17 protein-coding genes and 1 pseudogene are annotated in these 18,156 nt (G+C 63.6%); 9 read left to right on the forward strand and 9 right to left on the reverse strand.

Annotated features, from left to right (window positions below):
- Window positions 1-59: 59 nt before the first annotated feature.
- A complete protein-coding gene (locus AAHK21_RS00005) occupies window positions 60-941 on the reverse strand; it encodes a MerR family transcriptional regulator (protein WP_367855920.1) in 882 nt (293 codons plus the stop codon).
- A 143-nt stretch (window positions 942-1,084) separates the two neighbouring features.
- On the opposite strand from AAHK21_RS00005, the gene AAHK21_RS00010 reads away from it, so the two are divergent.
- From AAHK21_RS00010 to AAHK21_RS00040, 7 genes are all read left to right on the forward strand, one after another.
- On the forward strand, window positions 1,085-1,531 hold the full coding sequence (locus AAHK21_RS00010; protein WP_367855921.1) for a PAS domain-containing protein: 447 nt from the start codon (window positions 1,085-1,087) through the stop codon (window positions 1,529-1,531).
- 104 nt (window positions 1,532-1,635) lie between these two features.
- Window positions 1,636-2,058, forward strand: a complete 423-nt coding sequence (locus AAHK21_RS00015) for a nuclear transport factor 2 family protein (protein ID WP_367855922.1) — start codon at window positions 1,636-1,638, stop codon at window positions 2,056-2,058.
- Entirely contained in the window at window positions 2,055-2,807 is a 753-nt protein-coding gene (locus AAHK21_RS00020; protein WP_367855923.1) for an SDR family NAD(P)-dependent oxidoreductase, read from the forward strand. The genes AAHK21_RS00015 and AAHK21_RS00020 overlap by 4 nt, the downstream gene beginning before the upstream one ends.
- 6 nt (window positions 2,808-2,813) lie before the next feature.
- On the forward strand, window positions 2,814-4,061 hold the full coding sequence (locus tag AAHK21_RS00025) for an NAD(P)/FAD-dependent oxidoreductase (protein WP_367855924.1): 1,248 nt from the start codon (window positions 2,814-2,816) through the stop codon (window positions 4,059-4,061).
- Entirely contained in the window at window positions 4,058-4,867 is an 810-nt protein-coding gene (locus AAHK21_RS00030) for a DUF1365 domain-containing protein (protein ID WP_367855925.1), read from the forward strand. Before AAHK21_RS00025 ends, AAHK21_RS00030 begins: the two co-directional genes overlap by 4 nt.
- Window positions 4,842-6,101 carry a class I SAM-dependent methyltransferase gene (locus AAHK21_RS00035; protein ID WP_367855926.1) on the forward strand — a complete coding sequence of 420 codons (1,260 nt, stop codon included), beginning with the start codon at window positions 4,842-4,844 and terminating at the stop codon, window positions 6,099-6,101. The genes AAHK21_RS00030 and AAHK21_RS00035 overlap by 26 nt, the downstream gene beginning before the upstream one ends.
- A 2-nt stretch (window positions 6,102-6,103) precedes the next feature.
- Window positions 6,104-6,592 carry a DUF2878 domain-containing protein gene (locus AAHK21_RS00040; protein WP_367858920.1) on the forward strand — a complete coding sequence of 163 codons (489 nt, stop codon included), beginning with the start codon at window positions 6,104-6,106 and terminating at the stop codon, window positions 6,590-6,592.
- A gap of 12 nt (window positions 6,593-6,604) precedes the next feature.
- On the opposite strand, the gene AAHK21_RS00045 is transcribed toward AAHK21_RS00040, so the two are convergent.
- Both AAHK21_RS00045 and AAHK21_RS00050 read right to left on the reverse strand, forming a co-directional pair.
- Window positions 6,605-7,141 (reverse strand): DUF3833 domain-containing protein, encoded by a 537-nt coding sequence (locus AAHK21_RS00045; protein ID WP_367855927.1) that lies wholly within the window; start codon window positions 7,139-7,141, stop codon window positions 6,605-6,607.
- 2 nt (window positions 7,142-7,143) lie between these two features.
- Complete coding sequence (locus AAHK21_RS00050; RefSeq protein ID WP_367855928.1) at window positions 7,144-7,683, reverse strand: chalcone isomerase family protein; 540 nt, start codon at window positions 7,681-7,683, stop codon at window positions 7,144-7,146.
- 126 nt (window positions 7,684-7,809) lie between these two features.
- Between AAHK21_RS00050 and AAHK21_RS00055 the strand changes: the two are divergent.
- Window positions 7,810-8,028, forward strand: a pseudogene (locus AAHK21_RS00055) (C-factor); the annotation flags it as partial.
- A 12-nt stretch (window positions 8,029-8,040) separates the two neighbouring features.
- Here AAHK21_RS00055 and AAHK21_RS00060 read toward each other — a convergent pair.
- The gene (locus tag AAHK21_RS00060; protein WP_367855929.1) at window positions 8,041-8,367 is read right to left on the reverse strand and encodes a putative quinol monooxygenase; all 327 of its coding nucleotides are present in this window, start codon (window positions 8,365-8,367) and stop codon (window positions 8,041-8,043) included.
- Between the two features lie 113 nt (window positions 8,368-8,480).
- On the reverse strand, window positions 8,481-9,335 hold the full coding sequence (locus AAHK21_RS00065) for a helix-turn-helix transcriptional regulator (RefSeq protein ID WP_367855930.1): 855 nt from the start codon (window positions 9,333-9,335) through the stop codon (window positions 8,481-8,483).
- 158 nt (window positions 9,336-9,493) lie between these two features.
- On the opposite strand from AAHK21_RS00065, the gene AAHK21_RS00070 reads away from it, so the two are divergent.
- Window positions 9,494-10,066, forward strand: coding sequence for a GNAT family N-acetyltransferase (locus AAHK21_RS00070; RefSeq protein WP_367855931.1), 573 nt, complete (start codon window positions 9,494-9,496; stop codon window positions 10,064-10,066).
- Here AAHK21_RS00070 and AAHK21_RS00075 read toward each other — a convergent pair.
- The 4 genes from AAHK21_RS00075 to AAHK21_RS00090 all read right to left on the reverse strand — a co-directional run bounded on the left by AAHK21_RS00075 (window position 10,058) and on the right by AAHK21_RS00090 (window position 18,004).
- On the reverse strand, window positions 10,058-10,669 hold the full coding sequence (locus tag AAHK21_RS00075) for a dTMP kinase (RefSeq protein WP_367855932.1): 612 nt from the start codon (window positions 10,667-10,669) through the stop codon (window positions 10,058-10,060). The two genes, AAHK21_RS00070 and AAHK21_RS00075, sit on opposite strands and share 9 nt — an antisense overlap.
- 52 nt (window positions 10,670-10,721) lie before the next feature.
- Window positions 10,722-11,144 (reverse strand): hypothetical protein, encoded by a 423-nt coding sequence (locus tag AAHK21_RS00080; RefSeq protein WP_367855933.1) that lies wholly within the window; start codon window positions 11,142-11,144, stop codon window positions 10,722-10,724.
- Window positions 11,145-11,220: 76 nt separating this feature from the next.
- A complete protein-coding gene (locus tag AAHK21_RS00085) occupies window positions 11,221-12,066 on the reverse strand; it encodes a hypothetical protein (RefSeq protein ID WP_367855934.1) in 846 nt (281 codons plus the stop codon).
- Between the two features lie 52 nt (window positions 12,067-12,118).
- A complete protein-coding gene (locus AAHK21_RS00090) occupies window positions 12,119-18,004 on the reverse strand; it encodes a YadA-like family protein (protein WP_367855935.1) in 5,886 nt (1,961 codons plus the stop codon).
- Between the last annotated feature and the right edge of the window lie 152 nt (window positions 18,005-18,156).

Raw genomic sequence — 18,156 nt, forward strand, 5'->3', positions numbered from 1 at the left:
CTGGGCCGCAGAGCGGCCCCTATTGCTTAACTGACAGGCATTGCGCCACCGCCCTGCTTTCAGAGATCCAGGGCGCCCCTGAGCAAGGCGTTGAGCATCCCCGCCACATCATCCCCCTGCTCGTCCAGCACACGCAGCGGGATGCCCTGCAACTCCGCTTGCGAACCCGCCACCCCAGTCAGGGCCAGCGGGCAGGCAATCTCCATCTGCAACGCGCGCAGTCGCCTGGCCAGGCCGGCGTGCACCGGCCCCTGCACCGCGATCACCAGCGCCGCCGGCTGGGTCGCTGCGCACACCAGGGGAAGTTCCTCCAGCGGCTGCCCGCAGCCGAGCACGTCGACGCGCTGTTGCTCGGCGCTCAGCAGCAGGCCGGTACACAGCAACGGCAGTTCGGCATGCCCCTCGGTACCGGCCAGCAGCACCCTTGGCGCGTCGGCCTGGTTCATCTGCAGGCGCAGTAGCAGCCGGGCGCGCAGGAAGGTGTCGAGGAACAACCATTGGCTGCGTTCCCCGAAAGCCCTGCCCGCCGCCATGTCCTGCCACACCGGCAGCAGCACCTCACGCAGCACGGTGGCCTTGGGCAGGAGCGTGAACAGCTGGCCATGGACGCCTTCCAGCGCTCGTGCATCGAATGCCATCGCGGCCCGTTTCACGGTGGCGCGCCAGTCGTGGAAGGCCGAGTCCTGTTGCACGGGCGCCTGGCGCTGGGCGGCGAGCAGTTCGCCGACCTTGCTGATCGGCAGGCCGTTGGCTGTCCAGTGCAGGATGTCGCGGATACGCTGCACGTCGCCGGGCGTGTACAGGCGATGGCCGCCATCGGTGCGCTGCGGGCGAATCAGCCCGTGACGCCGCTCCCAGGCGCGCAAGGTCACCGGATTGATGCCGGTCAGGCTGACCACGTCGCGCATGGGCAGTAAATCGGGTGAGGTGGCTTCGGTCATCACGAGGGTTCGTCGCAGAGGTGACACATTCTAAACCCATAGGCTCTTTCTGCGGGGAGCGCAGGTAGGCCATTATGTAGCGAATCGCGCCGGCGCTTCGCACAGTACCGGCTTACCGTTCAGGCTTTTTACGGGTGGCCGCAATGATCGACGCAAAACTCCTGCAACTGATGGTCGAGCACTCCAACGATGGCATCGTCGTCGCCGAGCAGGAAGGCCACGACAGCATCCTGATCTACGCCAACCCCGCCTTCGAGCGCCTCACCGGCTACTGCGCGGACGATATCCTCTACCAGGACTGCCGCTTTCTCCAGGGTCAGGATCAGCAGCAGCCGGGTATCGCCGCGATCCGCGAGGCGATCCGCGCGGGCCAGCCCTGCCGCCAGGTGCTGCGCAACTATCGCCAGGACGGCAGCCTGTTCTGGAATGAACTGTCCATCACCCCTGTACATAACGAGGCGGACCAGCTGACCTACTACATCGGCATCCAGCACGACGTTTCGGCACAGGTGGCCGCCGAGCAACGGGTGCGTGAGCTGGAAGCCGAGGTCGCCGCCCTGCGTCGTCAACTGGAGGCGGCCGGGCGCTGAGCAAAATATCTGTACAAGAGCGTTGACTTGTACAGATTTAATCGTAGGCTTCCAATATACCTGTACAGAAATACCAAGTTGTACAGGATTGCCCGGAGCCGAGCATGTCAACGTACCTGCAGCAATTCGCCGAGCGTTTCGCCCAGCTCGATGGGGACCGCCTCGATGCGCTGGAAAACCTGTACAGCGAAGACATCACGTTCCGCGACCCTCTGCATCGGATCGATGGGCTGAAGGACCTGAGGGCCTACTTCGCCCAGCTGTACGCCAACGCCCATGACATCCGCTATGTCTTCGCCGGTGCCGACGAGGTGATACCCGGGCAGGGCTACCTGCGCTGGACCCTACAGTTTCGTCACCCGCGGCTGGCCGGCGGTCGCCCGGTTTCCCTGCAAGGTTGCAGCTACCTGCACTGGCGGGACCGGGTGTATTTCCACCAGGATTTCTTCGACGCCGGCGCCCTGCTCTACGAGCATATTCCGCTGATGGGCGGGGCGATTCGCTGGCTCAAGGGGCGGTTGGCATGAGCCGCTGCTGGTTGACCGGTGCCAGCAGCGGCATCGGCGCGGAGCTCGCGCAGTGTCTGCTGGAGCAAAGTCACCAGGTTGCCCTGGGCGGGCGCCGGACCGAGCAACTGGTGCCGTTCGCCGAGCGCTTTCCCGGGCAGGTGCTGCTGGCCAATGGCGATCTGGACGATCCGGCGCAGGTCGCGCAGATAGCAGACCGCATTCGCCAGGCCTGGGGCGCCCTGGACATGGCGATCTTCAACGCCGGTACCTGCGAATACCTGGAGCCCGGGCACTTCGACCCGGCGCTGGTCGAGCGCGTGATGCGCACCAACCTGCTGGGCCTCAGTCATTGCCTGGCGGTCGCCCTGCCCCTGCTGCGAGCCGGCGCACGTCCTCACCTGGTGGTGATGGGCAGCTCGGTGACCTGGCTGGCCCTGCCACGGGCCGGTGCCTATGGCGCGTCCAAGGCCGCCGTGCGCTACCTGGTGGAATCGCAGCGCATCGACCTGGCGCAAGCCGGCATCGACGTCACGCTGGTCAATCCAGGCTTCGTCGACACGCCGTTGACCCGGCGCAACGATTTCCCGATGCCGCAGCTGTGGTCGGCCCAGCGCGCCGCCCGGCATATCGCCAGGCGGCTGCCGCGCCGGCCGTTGGAAATCAACTTCCCGAGCCTGTTCACCTGGGGATTGCGCCTGCTCGGGGCGCTGCCGGCGCGGGCGCGCCTGGCATTGGGCCGGCGTCTGGCACGCCGGGAAGCGGACTGAGCAACCATGCGTATAGCCATCATCGGCAGCGGCATCGCCGGCCTGACCTGCGCCTACCTGCTGTCGCGCAAGCACGAAGTGACGGTATTCGAGGCCGCCGGCTGGGTCGGTGGCCACACCCACACCGTCGACGTGCTGTGGCGCGGTGAGCGGCATGCCATCGACACGGGGTTCATCGTCTTCAACGACTGGACCTACCCGCATTTCATCCGTTTGCTCGAAGAGCTCGGGGTCGCCTCGCAGCCGACCCAGATGAGTTTCTCCGTGCATGATCCGCGCAGTGGCCTGGAATACAACGGGCACGACCTGAACACATTGTTCGCCCAGCGCCGCAACCTGCTGTCGCCGGGCTTCTGGGGCATGCTGCGCGATATCCTGCGCTTCAACCGGCAGGCCCTTGCCGACCTCGAACAACAGCGTATCGACGCCACCACCACCTTGGGCGCGTACCTTCACGAGCGCGGTTACGGCCCGCGTTTCATCGAGCATTACATCGTGCCCATGGGCTCGGCGATCTGGTCGATGTCCCGTGCCGACATGCTCGGCTTCCCGCTGGCGTTCTTCGTGCGCTTCTGTCGCAACCACGGCTTGCTGTCGGTGAACCAACGCCCGCAGTGGCGTGTCGTCGCGGGCGGTTCACGCAGTTATGTCGCCCCGCTGTGCCGCCCCTTCGCCGAACGCATCCGCCTTGACTGCAAGGTGCACCGGGTCGGCCGCGACGAAGGGGGTGTCACCCTGGTCAGCGACGCCGGCACCGAGCGCTTCGACAACGTGGTGTTCGCCTGCCACAGCGACCAGGCCCTGGCACTGCTGGAAGCGCCGAGCGTGCACGAGCGCTCGGTGCTGGGTGCCATCGGCTATGCCGACAACGACGTGGTGCTGCACACCGATACCCGCCTGCTGCCACGCCGCCGCAACGCCTGGGCCAGCTGGAACTACCGCCTGGGCGGCCCCGAGCAGGCGCCGGCCGCAGTGACCTACAACATGAACATCCTGCAGGGCCTCCAGGCGACGACGACCTTCTGCGTCAGCCTGAACCAGACCGCGCTGATCGACCCTGCGCAGATCCTCGCTCGCTTCAGCTACGCCCACCCGCAGTACAGCCTGGCGGCATCCGCCGCGCAGGCCCGGCAGACACAACTGCAAGGCCAACAGCACAGCTACTTCTGCGGCGCCTACTGGGGCAACGGCTTCCACGAGGACGGCGTGGTCAGCGCGTTGCAGGTGGCCAGGCATTTTGGAGAGCAGCTGTGAACAGTGGCCTTTGCCTGGGCTGGCTCAGTCATCGGCGCCTGAGTCCGCGGCCCCATGCCTTCCGTTACCGGATCGGCCTGTTCTACCTGGATCTGGACGAACAAGCCTGGCTGATGGGCCTGTCGCGCTGGCTGGGGCGTTGGCGCCTGGCCCCGCTGTGCTGGCGGGAAACCGACTACCTGCCGACGCTCACCCGCAACGGCCAGCCGCTGGCCCAGGCCGCGCGCCTGCTGGTGCGTCAGGCCATGGGGCAAATGCCCGACGGGCCGGTGCACCTGCTGACCCAGCTGCGCTGCTGGGGACTGTCGTTCAATCCGGTGAGCTTCTACTTCTGCCATGACCGCGACGGGCGCCTGGCGGCGATCCTGCTGGAGGTGCGCAACACCCCGTGGCGCCAGCGCTTCCACTATGTGCTGCCGGTGCAAGGCGACCCGGCGAAAACCTTCGCCATGACCAAGCGCTTTCATGTGTCTCCGTTCATGCCCTTGGACATGGACTATCGCGTGCGCTTTCACCTGGACCAGGCACAGGTGCGCATCCACATGGAGAACTGGCAAGGCGGCCAGAAAGTGTTCGAGGCCGACCTGGCCCTGAAGCGCCGGCCGCTGGATCGCAAGGCCGTGCGCGACTACGTGCTGGCCTTCCCCTGGATCAGCCTGCACACCGTCTCGGCCATCTACTGGCAAGCCCTGCGCCTGTTCATCAAACGCACGCCCATCCACGACCACACCGCCAGCCGGGGCAACCTGGCGCTCGGCCATCCTTGCGAGGACCCCGATCATGTCGACTCCCACCCTGAGCGTTAGCAAGTCCGCGGGCCTGGCGCCATTGCTCGGCGGCTTGGCGCGCAAGGCCGTGCTCGCCCAGCTGGGCAAGCTGCGCCATGGCCATCTGCGCCTGCTTTGCCACGGTCGGCAGTGGGCGTTCGGCGACCCCGGCAGCGCGCTGCAGGCCGAGGTGGAGATACTCGATGACGCCACCTGGAGCCTGGTCGCCGGCAATGGCTCGATCGGCGCGGGCGAAGCCTACATCCATGGTTACTGGCGCAGCCCGGACCTGGCGTTGGTCACCCGCCTGTTCGTGGCCAACCTCGATGTGCTCGACGCCCTCGAGGGTGGCCTGGCCCGCCTGGGCCGCCCTGCCCTGCGGCTGCTGCACCGGCTCAACCGCAACAACCGGCGTGGCGCGCGTCGCAACATCCTGGCCCATTACGACCTGGGCAATACCCTGTTCGAGCAACTGCTGGACCCGACCATGATGTACTCGGCCGCGCAGTTCGAGCATCCTGGACAATCCCTGGAGCAAGCGCAGCGGCGCAAGCTGGAGCGCATCTGCCAGAAGCTCGAGCTAAGCCCGCAGGACCACCTGCTGGAAATCGGCTGCGGCTGGGGCAGCCTGGCGATCCACGCCGCCACCCGCCACGGCTGCCGGGTGACCACCACGACCCTGTCGCAAGCGCAGTACACCTACACCCTGCAACGAGTGAAGGCCCTTGGCCTGGAGCAGCAGGTAACAGTGCTGTGCGATGACTACCGCGACCTGACGGGCACGTTCGACAAGCTGGTCTCCATCGAGATGATCGAAGCGGTGGGCCACCGCTACCTGCCGGTGTACTTCCGCCAGTGCGCGTCACTGCTCAAGCCCGACGGGCTGATGTTGCTGCAGGCCATCACCATTCGCGACCAGCGCTATGCCCAGTCGCGGCGCTCGGTGGATTTCATCCAGCGCTACATCTTCCCCGGCGGCGCCCTGCCTTCGCTTAGCGTGTTGCTGGACACCGCCAGCCGCCGCACCGCGCTCAACCTCGTGCACCTGGAAGATTTCGGCGCCGACTACGCGCTGACCCTGCGGCACTGGCGCGACAACCTGCGCCAGGGGCGCAGCACATTGGCTGCACTGGGCTACGACGAGACGTTCCAGCGCCTGTGGGAGTTCTATCTGTGCTACTGCCAGGGTGGCTTTGAGGAACGGGCCATCGGTGTGGCGCAACTGCTGTGGGCCGCGCCCCAGGCGCGGCGGGCGCCGTTGCCCGGGCAATGACGATGCCTTCTGGCTGGCTGATCGCTAACGCGCTGTGGCTGCAGGTCGGCTGGTGGGCTTGTGTGCTGGGCGCGACGGTCCCGTCGCTATTACTGCTGGTGCCGCTGGGGCTGGCCGTACACCTCAAACTGTGCCCGGCCCGCGGCGCCGAAGTCGGCGCACTGTTACGCGTGACCTTGGCCGGCTGCATGCTGGATGGCCTGCTGGGAGTGATCGGTTTGTTTCGTTTCGAGGCATGGCCACTGCCCTTGTGGCTGGCGTTGCTGTGGCTGGTGCTGGCCAGCGGCTTGCGCCACAGCCTGGCATGGGCGGGGTGGCCGTTTTGGCGCGGTGCGGCGGTCGGTGCGCTGGGTGGGCCGCTGGCGTACGTGGGCGGTGCCAGGCTGGCCGATGTCGCCTTGCCCCTGGGGCCCGTGGTCACGGGTTTGCTGCTGGTGCCGGTCTGGGCCCTGGCCCTGCCCTTGCTGGTGCGCCTCGCGGTGCGTCGTTGAGCGCCTGCGGAATCACGGCGCACGCTCCGGCAGGCGCCGGAAGAACAGGGTGATCTGGCCGATCTCCACGCCCAGCTTGCTCATCCGCGAGCGGTTGATCAGGGTGTCGTCGTCCATCAGATACATCCAGTCGTCCAGGTCCACTTGCCAGTGTCGCCCGTCGATCGGCAGGTCCACTTGGTAACGCCAGCGCAGCGCATTGCCGGCCACCTCGCCGCGGGCCTCACCGATCACGTCGCCCGCGGTGCCACGCCAGCGTCCAGGGCCATCGGGCACCAGCGTCCAGGTGCGCTGCTGTCGGGTACCGTCGCTGTAGAGAAACTGCTCGTCGAGGATCAGCCGCTCACCATCGCGGCGGCTGTCGATTCGCACATGGAAACGCTTCACCACCTCGCCGGAACGCTTCTGGAACATGCCCCAGGCCTCTACCGGACGTGAGAAGAAAGCCGCCAGGTCCAGCTTGGGTTGCTCGCCGGCGTAGTGCTCGACGCCGACGTTGCCGCAGCTGCCCAGCAACAGGCACCCGGCCAACAACAATGCTTTGTACATGTTCAGTGTCCTCGATTGTTGCCGGCCAGGCCGAGCAGGCGCTGACGCAGTTGCGGATCCCGGGCCCGCGGGTCCAGCCAGATGGCGAAGAAGGCCTGGGCAAAGGCCACGTCGGCCACTTCATGGCGCAGCCGGCCATCGATGTAGAAGCGGCAGCCCTTTTGCGGGAGATACACCCCCGTGATGCGCATACCGGGACGCACATCCACGAATGCCGCTTGCATCTCACGGGACCAGACGTCGAGCTGTTGCGCCGTGACGCTGCCGGCGCCAAGACGGCGCATCTCCTCCACGCTGGCCTTGACCAGCGTTTCGCGGGACAACGACCGGTGGTAGGTCAGCTCCAGGGCGAATGGCCGGCTCCAGTCCAGTACCGGTCCGTCGGCCCACAACCGGGCGCTGTACAGGCGCAGGCCGAACCAGGTGAACTCGCCTTCACCCAGACGTTGCGCCGCCGGAAGCGTGGCTCGCCAGTCCGCGCCGACCGAGGTGAGCGACATCAGCAGCAGGCAGAAGCAGGCCAATCGTCCGGTGGAAACCATGACAAACCTGTACAGAAAACAAATTCTGTACAAGATTATGGTTTTGTACAGATAAATTCCAATGCTGTATAGAAATTAAGGGCAGCTCGATTCATAGCAGGGAGCACCTGCTGTTGGCACACGGACAGCATCGAACTCAAACGGCTCAATCCCGCGTCGACAGTCCTTGCCTTGCACCCCGGGACTACCGACACCCAGCTCTCGCGCCCCTTCCAGGGCAATGTGCCAATCGACAAACTGTTCGCGCCGTTTGCCGCCCGTTGCATCCTCGAACTTGTCGGCCGGCACGGACCATCACAGACCGGTACCTTCTGGGCCTGGGATGGCAGGCCGATTCCCTGGTGACTCGCAGGCTTGTCAGGGATGGGGCGCAACGGCGCTGGACACTGGGTCAAGGAAGATCAGTTGCAATGGCTCCGCCAGCAGCTGTCCAGCCTGCTCGGCAAAACGTTGAAAGTGTTCGGTAGCCAGGTGGGTGTCCAGGGCCTGTTGATGGTCGAACGCTTCGCGCATGTAAAACGTCCCGGGCTCATCGCTGCGCTCGAACAACATGTAGTCACGGTTGCCGGGCTCGGCCCGGGTCGGCTCGATCAGGGCCAGCAAGGCCTCTTTCAGGGCTGCTGCCTGGTCTGGCTTGGCCTTGAGGATGGCAAGGGAAACGAGGGGAAGGTCTTGTTTGTTCACGTCAAGCTCCTGGTCAGTTGATTGCCAGCCAGTCTGGCGTGCCCGGCGCCTGGGAAAAACCGACTGTGCGCGTGAACACTTTCCTTACAACAGTGAAAATGCCCGGTCTCGATTCACGCCTGCCCTGCTTCCTTCTGTTCCTGGAGGCGATAGCGAGACAGCGAAACACCGGTTTGCCGCTTGAAGTAGCGACACAGGTAGGAGGCATCGACAAAGTTCAGCTCGTCGGCGATCTGGCCGATCGCCAGATTGCTGTAGGAAAGCAGTGCCTTGATTTCCTGGGTCACCTGCCGATCTATCAGGCCTTTGGCGGTGTCGTTGAAAAACGCTTTGGTCAGCTGTGACAAGTAGAACGGCGTAATGCTCAGCGCGTCGGCATAGAACTTCACATCCCGGTGCCTGGTGCAGTGCTTGCCGACCAAGTCCCAAAATTGCCAACTGAGCATTTCCTTGCGGCTGAACGCCCTGCTGCCTTTGTATGTAGCTGGAAGCTGTTCGGCAATCTTCAGGAAAAGGTTCTGCAGTTGGTTGCGCAGCATGACGTGCCGGTAAGTCGGGCAGCACTTCACGATATCCCGCATCTGCGCCAGCCATCCTTCTATCAACGACCTGTCATCACTGGCCGGGACGCAATGTGGATGTTCATGCAAGAAGATGAACAGGGGGTTGGGCAGTTGGTAGGCGACCTCCGCCGCGAAACCTTTTGGCATCAGGCAAAAAAATACCTTGAATCCGCGTGAGCGACGTTTGAGCAAGGCAATGGTGTCTTCGGCCAGCAGCAGCACATCACCGCGCCGGAGCGCATGCTCCTTGAAGTTGAGCGTGAAGCGGGCGCTCCCGGACAGGCAGACCAGCAGCGTCAGATAGGCGTGGCCGAAGGAGAGTGGCACTCCCAGCCCTTCGGCCAGGGTGGTATCACCCATGTGCGGTGGGTCGTCAGCAGTAAAAAGTTGCGGAATATGCTGCATTGCCTCTAGATGCCAGGACCTGAAACGGGATAAATCCTATCACCCATCGGTCATCTAGTTTCGAAAAGTACCGAAATCACCGAGGTACTGATGTGTACCGAACCGGCCTTCCTCCCTACTCTCTGCTCCCCACTTGATCAGCCAACAGAGAACATGAGATGAGCCTGGAAACAACCCGACTGCTGCTGCGCCCTTGGCGGGACACCGACGCTGCGGATCTGTACGAATTCGCCAAGGACCAGCGAGTCGGTCCCATCGCCGGTTGGCCCCAGCACACCAGTGTGGAAAACAGTGCCGAGATCATTCGCACGGTCTTCAATCACCCTGAGGTCTATGCCGTCGAGTTGAGGGAAAATCGCCGTGCGGTAGGGTGCGTCGGTATCCTTATCGGTGGCGATAGCAACTTCGAGATCAGTGCGCAGGAAGGCGAAATCGCCTACTGGATCGGAGTACCGTACTGGGGCCAGGGCCTGATTCCCGAAGCCGTGCGGGAAGTGATGCGACACGCCTTCGAAACCCTGAAGCTCAAAGCGCTGTGGTGTGGTTACTTTGCCAACAACAGCCAGTCCTTTGTCGCGCAGTCGAAGTGTGGTTTCCGCCATCACCATACTGAAGAGAACAAGTACAACCCGTTCCTCCAGGACTACCGCACAGAGCACATCAGCCGCATTAGCTATGACCAGTGGCTCGAGCATGCGAAAGAAGGCACGTTTCGAAGCTCGTTAATCTAACAGGCTACGGATCTCTGATACCAACGCCTGCGTTGCCTGTTCAAGGGTTCCTTCATTGCGACATAAAACCCACCCTTGATCGGCAACCACTCGCTCGAACGCTTGGGTGCACGCGACATGCTCTTCCAGTGCGTGCATCACCGTGCTGCTCAAGCCGCGCGACCGCGCCGCTGCCCTGCTCCACGAGACTTCGGGATCGGTGACAACGCCCACATGCAGATCCGGCACCCGCACGTCGCGTTCGATGTTCAACCGCAGGATCTCGGCAAACGGCACCAGCCGGCGAAACGCCGCATCGGACGGGTACCAGCGATCGATCAGGATGATGCTGTCCGTCGGCTGCTTGGCCAGCACGTGCCGGGAAATCCAGGCACGGCTGTCCGCCAGGCGCTCACAAACCTTCATTTCCAGGTCCCGGCAGGGATTCCTGACGAACTGGTTGACCAGGACCATGGTTTCGCCCCGGTAGGGATCGCTTTTCTTCTCGCAGATGCGGATCACCTTCCTGTTGTCCGCCCTCAGCGCTTTGGTGACGGCTTCCAGCAGCGTGGTCTTGCCGGTGCCCTTGGGGCCATCCAGGGAAATGAACAGCGAACGACTCATGCTTCACACAACGGTTGAATTCCTTCACGAACAGTCAATGAACCAGGCTCGGTCACATCAGGCAGTAGAACTCACTGACCTCTGCGACGATCTCCCGGGCGGCATTGTACAGCCTCGCCTCGGGTGTCAGGGCCATGGAGCGGGCTTCCAGCACATAGCGCTGGCCGGCCTGGAAATGGGCGTAATCGAGGGTGAGGTAGCATTGGCGAACGGTGGTACCGCCCAGCATGCTCATGCCTCCTCCGCCGTTCGTTTCATAGTCGAAGCGCACCACCAGTTCGTGGCTGCCAGGGCTGACCTGGAAGAAACGGCCTTCGTCCAGGCGTTGCTTGTCCAGGCGTTCGGCCAACAGGACGCGGTCATTGGGGAATGGCAGCGACAGGTCGACCCAGGCCATCTGCGGGTTGGCGGCTGGCAGTGGGGTTTGGCAGCCTGGGATGGCGGTGATCAGTAACAGCAGTAGCAGCCGGCGCATGGTGGCGGTTCCTTCGGGGAATGGATTAAGGATAGCGCCCTAGCCGATGAAGCATGCGCTCACCTGCTCACCCCTGTCATCCGCCATTGCCCGTCCCCACTTGAAGCGGGTATTCCTGGCCCATCAACCTGCCCTTGCCATACCAGACAATTCCGCCCTGACTCAGTACCAGTCCGTTGGGGCCAAACTCGAAGACACTGCCAGTAGAGCTGTTGAAGACGAAGCGACTGTCATCCATCTGCATCAGCCTGTAGTGGGTGTTGGCAGGAGGCAGTTGTTCCTTGATGCGTTGCAGGTAAGTCGGCGCCAGGCGAGTAAACAATTCTGCAGCCTGGGCACGAAATTGCGGGATCGTCTGACCTGGGCTGCGCTGAAGCTCCACGGCGATCAAGGCGAAGATATCGGCGTTGGCACGGGCCACGGCCAACTTGATCGACAGTGCCGAAGTCAGCAAGGCGTTGTCGATCTGCAGCGCTGACTTCTCGGGTTGTCCGATGGCCGCCGGTACCGTGACGGGGCGCATGAACTCGGCCACGTTGACCGCCGACAGCGCGGTGATCGCCAGGTACGCGGCACAGGCAGAGGCTTGTCCAGGCTGATCGCCGTTGACCAACAGCGAGAAGGGACTGCCCTGGCGAGGCAGTGACTGTGCATCGATCCCCTGCTGCTTGAGCAACGCGTTGACCTGCTCCTGTCTGACTTCGCCTCGGGCCAAGGCGCAAAGTTGCTCCATCATTAGAGCCTTGCGCGGCTCGTCGAACCTGGGCGATAGCTGGAAAATGGCATCCTGGATCACCGGTAACGCCGGAATGCGAAGCGAAACACGGGGGGTAGCGGTCGACCTGTCAGCCACGAACCTGTCGTAACCGGCCAGCGCCAGCAGCACGATGACAACGGCAACGAAACTGGACTTCATATTCATGATAATCGCCTTCAGAAGTTGAATTGAGACGTGTGCAAGCCCGATCGACGGGTTACCACTGATAACCGACACCCACTGCCACCCCGACTTTGCGTTGGGTGTCGGTGCTGCCCTGCAGCTTGGTCACCCACCTGCCGTTGCTGGACATGTGCGACACACCGAACGCCAGTGACGCTTGGCCTCGGTAGCTGCTTACCGCCGCCACCGTCATACTCGAGCCTGGAGAGTAGGATTGCGGCAGGCTGGCCATGGCCATCGCCCCGGCAATCCCCGCACTGAGAATCTCGTCCTGCTGCTTGAGGTCGTTCTTCAGCTCCATGTAGCGCTGGTCGGTGTAGGCGTTGGCGCCACTGGTGATGTCCGCCACGGATGCGCTCAGCTGATCGAGGTTGACTGCATCCGTGCCGCGAGTGCCGGCCGCGACGTTGGTGATCTGACGTTCGTCTCCCACACTGCCGACCGAGACGCTGTTTTCGCGGTCCGCCACCGCGTTCGTGCCCAGTGCCGTGGCATTTCTGGCCGACGCCCTGGCCCCGTTGCCCACCGCCACGGCGTTTTCCGCGAGGGCCTGGGACCGGGTGCCGAGCGCCGCGCTGTTCTTGCCCGAAGCCACTGCCTGCGCACCACCGGCGACTGCATCGACACCCGCTGCCTTCGGCTTGGCAGGCGCGCCGGTGTTGTTCACCTGGAACATCCCGTCGGTACCGTTCTGGAGGCTGGCGACATCGTTTGCCACGGCGGTGATGCGGCCATCCTGCTGTCCCGCACTCACACTCAGGTTGGCGATCGAGTCATCCGTGTATTTGTTGGCTTGTGCGACCGCGCCGTCGAGCTGGCGCACGTTGACCGCGTCATTGGCGTTCCTGCCGTCGGCGACGTTGCTGACCGTCCGGGTTTCACCGTTGGCAGCGTTGCCCACCGAAACCGTGCCCGAGGTCACATTGCTGGCCCCCGAATAGACGCCGCTGTAGGTTTCAGCGCCGCGCCCGCCATCGCTGGAGCCGCTGCCAAGGGCAACACTGCCATCGGCTGAAGTGGTGGCGCCGTTGCCTACCGCCACCGCGCCATTGCCCGATGCCTGGGCCTGGGCACCCAACGCCATCGCATCAGTACCGGTGGCCGCGGAGTCGGCCTTGATGGAATTGACGTGCAGGTACTTGATGCCGCCGCCCGAGCCGATCAGGGTTTCCAGCCCTCCGACACGACCGTCCAGATTGCTGATAGCCGTGGTGTTCTGGTCCACCTGGTCGCCGACCTGCTTCAGTTGCGCCACGTTGACCGCGTCGTTGTCCTGCGTACCGGCGGCCAATCCGGTGAGTTTGCGGCTGCCCGTTGCCGTGCCGATGCCAATCTCGCCCACCGACGTCTGCGCTGCGGCCAATCGGTAGGCGCTGTAGCCCGTCTCGGAGCCTACGGTCGTCACCGAGCTCGAACCCAGGGCGACGCTCATGGCCTGGCTGGCATTGGCGCCCGCCCCCAGGGCGACCGATTGTTCCGCCCCGGCCTGGGCCGTGCTGCCCATGGCGATACCGGAAGCCATCAGCACCTGGGCGTTGCGACCGATGGCGATGCCGCCGGCGGCGGCCTGGCCGACACTGGCCTGGTTGCCCATGCCGATGCCGTTGTCACCGTTGACCACGGTGGCCGGGCCGACAGCGATCGACTCCGCGCCGCTGGCGAGGGAATCCACCAGGTTTGTCGAGTTGGCGTGGAAGTACTGCGTACCTGACACGCTCAACGAGCCCATCGCCCCGATCAACTGGCGCAGGGTCACGGCGTCATGCGCTTCGGTGCCGTCCGCCACGTTGGTGATCTGTCGATAGTTACCGGCCTTGCCTACGGACACCGAGCCCAGCAAGGTGGCGTCCGATGTGTCATAGACGATCGCCCCGCTACCGGCGGCGATCGTGCCGGTAGCGGGGGCCAGAGCGCGATCTGCAATCGAGCCCTCCCCCAGCGCAACGCCGCCCGCGACCTGGGCCAGAGTCGAACGCCCCAGTGCCAGGCTGCCCTGTGCTGCAGCGTTGGCGCCCGAACCGACAGCCAATGAACTGGCGCCTGCGGCGACGGACTGCGGCCCGATCGCCACGCTGTCCAGGCCGGTTGCGCTGCTGTCGGCCAGCGTCGAGTTGGCGTGGAAGTACTTGATGCCGGCGCCGTTGTTGACGAGGTCGTCTACCTGGGTCGACAGCCCATCGACGGTGGTGTTGGTGGCAAACAACTGTGAGCCGTTCACGGCGTCGGTGCTGGTGGCGTTCAGTGTGCCAGCCGCGACATTGGTCAACTTCACCGCAGTGCCTGTCGGGTTGAAGGTCACTTGGGTTTTAGTGGTGGCATCGTCGTACTTTACGGCTACGGCGGCAGTATTGGTCACGCTGGTGTCGAGGTTGGCCAACGCCGCGCCGACGTTGCTGCTGACCTGGGTACCGGCGTTGGCACCGGTGACACTGATGCTGTTGGTGGCATAGCTGGGCGCGGTCCAGACGCCGGTGTTCGCGTCCAGGAGCGCGCCGCCACCCAAGGCCAGTGCGGCGCTTTGGCCGACCTGGTTCAGCTGGCTGACGTTCACTGCATCTGTCGCGGCGGAGCCGGCGGTAAGCCCGGTTATACGCCGGCCATTGGCACCGTTGGCGATGTTCACTTCGCCGCCCGTCGCCGCACCGCCGACGCCATAGGCCGCGTTGGCCAGCGTCGTGCCAGTGGCCGATGAGCCTGACCCCAAGGCAATGCTGTTGTCGACGCTGGCCATGGCGCCATTGCCCAGTGCAACACTGCTGGCGCCTGCGGAGAGAGCTGCCGGCCCCATCGCCACGCTGTCCTGACCGGTTGCGCTGCTGTCGGCGAAAACCGAGTTGCTGTGGAAGTATTTGATGCCGGCACCATTGTTGACGATGTTGTCGACGGTCTGGTTGGTGGCGAACAGTTGGCTACCGTTGACGGCATCGGTGCTGGTGCTGTTCAACGCACCGGCCGCGACATTGGTCAACTTGACCGCAGTGCCCGCTGGGTTGAAGGTCACCTGGGTCTTGCTGCTGGCATCGTCGTACTTCACCGCCACCGCCGCCGTGTTGGTCAGGCTGCTGTTGAGATCGGTCAATGCTGCGCCGACACTGCTACTGACCAGCGGCCCAGTATTGGCACCGGTCACACTGATGCTGTTGGTGACATAGCTTGGCGCGGTCCAGGCACCGGTGTTTGCATCAAGCACTGCGCCGCCACCCAGAGCTGTAGCCATGTCCTGGCCGGCTTTGTTCAGCTGGCCAACGTTGACGGCGTCCGTTGCCGAACTGCCTGCGGCCAAGCCGGTGATGCGACGGCCATCGGCACCGTTGGCAATGTTCACTTCGCCCCCCGTCGCCGCACCGCCAACGCCATAGGCCGCGTTGGCCAGTGTCGTGCCGGTGGCGGATGAGTTGGAGCCCAGCGCCACGCCGTTTGCCACGGTCGCGCTCGCAGTCGGGCCGATGGCCACGCTGTCGAGCCCCGTCGCGGTGCTGTCGGCAAGCACAGAATTGCTGTGGAAGTATTTGATGCCGGCACCGTTGTTGACGATGTTGTCGACGGTCTGGTTGGTGGCGAACAGTTGGCTACCGTTGACGGCATCGGTGCTGGTGCTGTTCAACGCACCGGCCGCGACATTGGTCAACTTGACCGCAGTGCCCGCTGGGTTGAAGGTCACCTGGGTCTTGCTGCTGGCATCGTCGTACTTCACCGCCACCGCCGCCGTGTTGGTCAGGCTGCTGTTGAGATCGGTCAATGCTGCGCCGACACTGCTACTGACCAGCGGCCCAGTATTGGCACCGGTCACACTGATGCTGTTGGTGACATAGCTTGGCGCGGTCCAGGCACCGGTGTTTGCATCAAGCACTGCGCCGCCACCCAGAGCTGTAGCCATGTCCTGGCCGGCTTTGTTCAGCTGGCCAACGTTGACGGCGTCCGTTGCCGAACTGCCTGCGGCCAAGCCGGTGATGCGACGGCCATCGGCACCGTTGGCAATGTTCACTTCGCCCCCCGTCGCCGCACCGCCAACGCCATAGGCCGCGTTGGCCAGTGTCGTGCCGGTGGCGGATGAGTTGGAGCCCAGCGCCACGCCGTTTGCCACGGTCGCGCTCGCAGTCGGGCCGATGGCCACGCTGTCGAGCCCCGTCGCGGTGCTGTCGGCAAGCACAGAATTGCTGTGGAAGTATTTGATGCCGGCACCGTTGTTGACGATGTTGTCGACGGTCTGGTTGGTGGCGAACAGTTGGCTACCGTTGACGGCATCGGTACTGGTGCTGTTCAACGCACCGGCCGCGACATTGGTCAACTTGACCGCAGTGCCCGCTGGGTTGAAGGTCACCTGGGTCTTGCTGCTGGCGTCGTCGTATTTCACAGCTACTGCCGCTGTATTGGTCAGGCTGGTGTTGAGGTCGCCCAGGGCCGCACCGACAGTGCTGCTGACCAACGGGCCGGTATTGGCTCCGGTCACGTTGATGCTATTGGTCGAATAGCTTGGCGCTGTCCATGCCCCCGTGGTCGTGTTCACTGCCGCGCCGCCCCCCAGAGCAGCCGCCGTATTCTGGCTGTTGGCAAACAACTGGCTGCCGTTCACTGTATCGGTACTGGTGGCGTTCAGGACGCCGGGCGCGACATTGGTCAACTTCACCGCAGTGCCTGCCGGGTTGAAGGTCACCTGGGATTTGGTACTGGCGTCATCGTATTTCACCGCCACAGCCGCGGTGTTGGTCAGGCTGGTGTTGAGGTTGCTAAGTGCCGCACCGACGTTGCTGCTGACCAGCGCGCCGGTATTGGCACCGGTCGCGCTGATGGTGTTGGTGGAGTAGCTGGGCGCTGTCCACGCCCCGGTGGTCGCATTGAGAGTCGCACCGCCGCCCAAGGCTGTAGCCGTATCCTGGCCGGCTTTGTTCAGTTGACTGACGTTTACGGCATCCGTCGCGTTGGCTCCGGCAGCAAGGCCGGTGATCCGGCGGCCATTGGCGCCGTTGGCGATGTTCACTTCACCGCCCGCTGCCGCCGAGCCACCGACACCATAAGCGAGCGTGCCCAGCGTCGAACCTGTGGCTGATGCGTTCGAGCCCAATGCCACACTGTTGGCGGTGGCGACGGATGCCAGTTTGCCGATCGCCACACTGGAAGTAGCGCTTGCCTCTGCCGTCGATTGAGCGCCAAGCGCGATTGAATTGTCCGCTTTCGCCTGGGCTCCACGGGTTGTATTACTCCCGATGGCGATCGCACCTTCGGCCGAAGCTGTCGTCGAATTGGCCACAGTAAGCGCGGAGGTGCCAGTGGCGTTGGCGGCGGAGCCACCGATAGCCACGCTATTGAGGCCGGTCGCATTGCTCCCGAATCCCGCCGCGGTACTTGCGATGCCCGCTGCAACGGACTCCAAACCCAACGCAGTGCCCCACTTCGCGGCGCTGGCGAGAAAGCCGAATGCGGCTGCACCTTCCCCGCTGGCTTTGCCAAAGGCCCCATAAACAGTGCCCCCACGGGAATCACCGCCATCGGCACTACAACCTGCAATGGCTGAATAAGTACCAGTGCCATTCACAGGTTCAGTGGTACCACCTGGATTGGTTCCCCGGCCGATAGTGACTGAGGAGCCGCTGACACAGCTACCAGTTGACGCGTACGTCATTGCATGCCCTGGCTCAGACCATCCGAGACTCACGGCGAGTACCACCACACCGAGAGTATGTACCTTTCCCTTCAATGGAGAATACGAGCCTATTTTCCGCTTAGAAGGTTCCGAAGTTCCTCCTCTTGTAGACTTGCCGGCAAATTCCGAAGCAACAACCCAGCAACAGATCGATCTATTCCAGACAACCGAAAATACTTTATTCATTACAATACTGGCGGCAAGCCAGCCTCCGACACCCGCGTCATCAATGGCGTGACGACGTTCGCGCTCAATTCGATTGCGGGTAAGAGCAGGCATCACAACGGAATCAAGTGAGTGTATTGTCTCGGCTTGCTCAGTGAATAAAGTTAGGAAATTTCCCGCTATTTGTAGGAAATTTCCTGCAGAAAACGCCGCCTATCTTAAATAGTTGGCCAGCACGGAAACACCTGAGGCAGGCGGTATAGGTT

Origin of the sequence: Pseudomonas sp. TE50-2 (genome assembly GCF_040813665.1) — a bacterium.
In the GTDB taxonomy this organism is placed as follows: domain Bacteria; phylum Pseudomonadota; class Gammaproteobacteria; order Pseudomonadales; family Pseudomonadaceae; genus Aquipseudomonas; species Aquipseudomonas soli.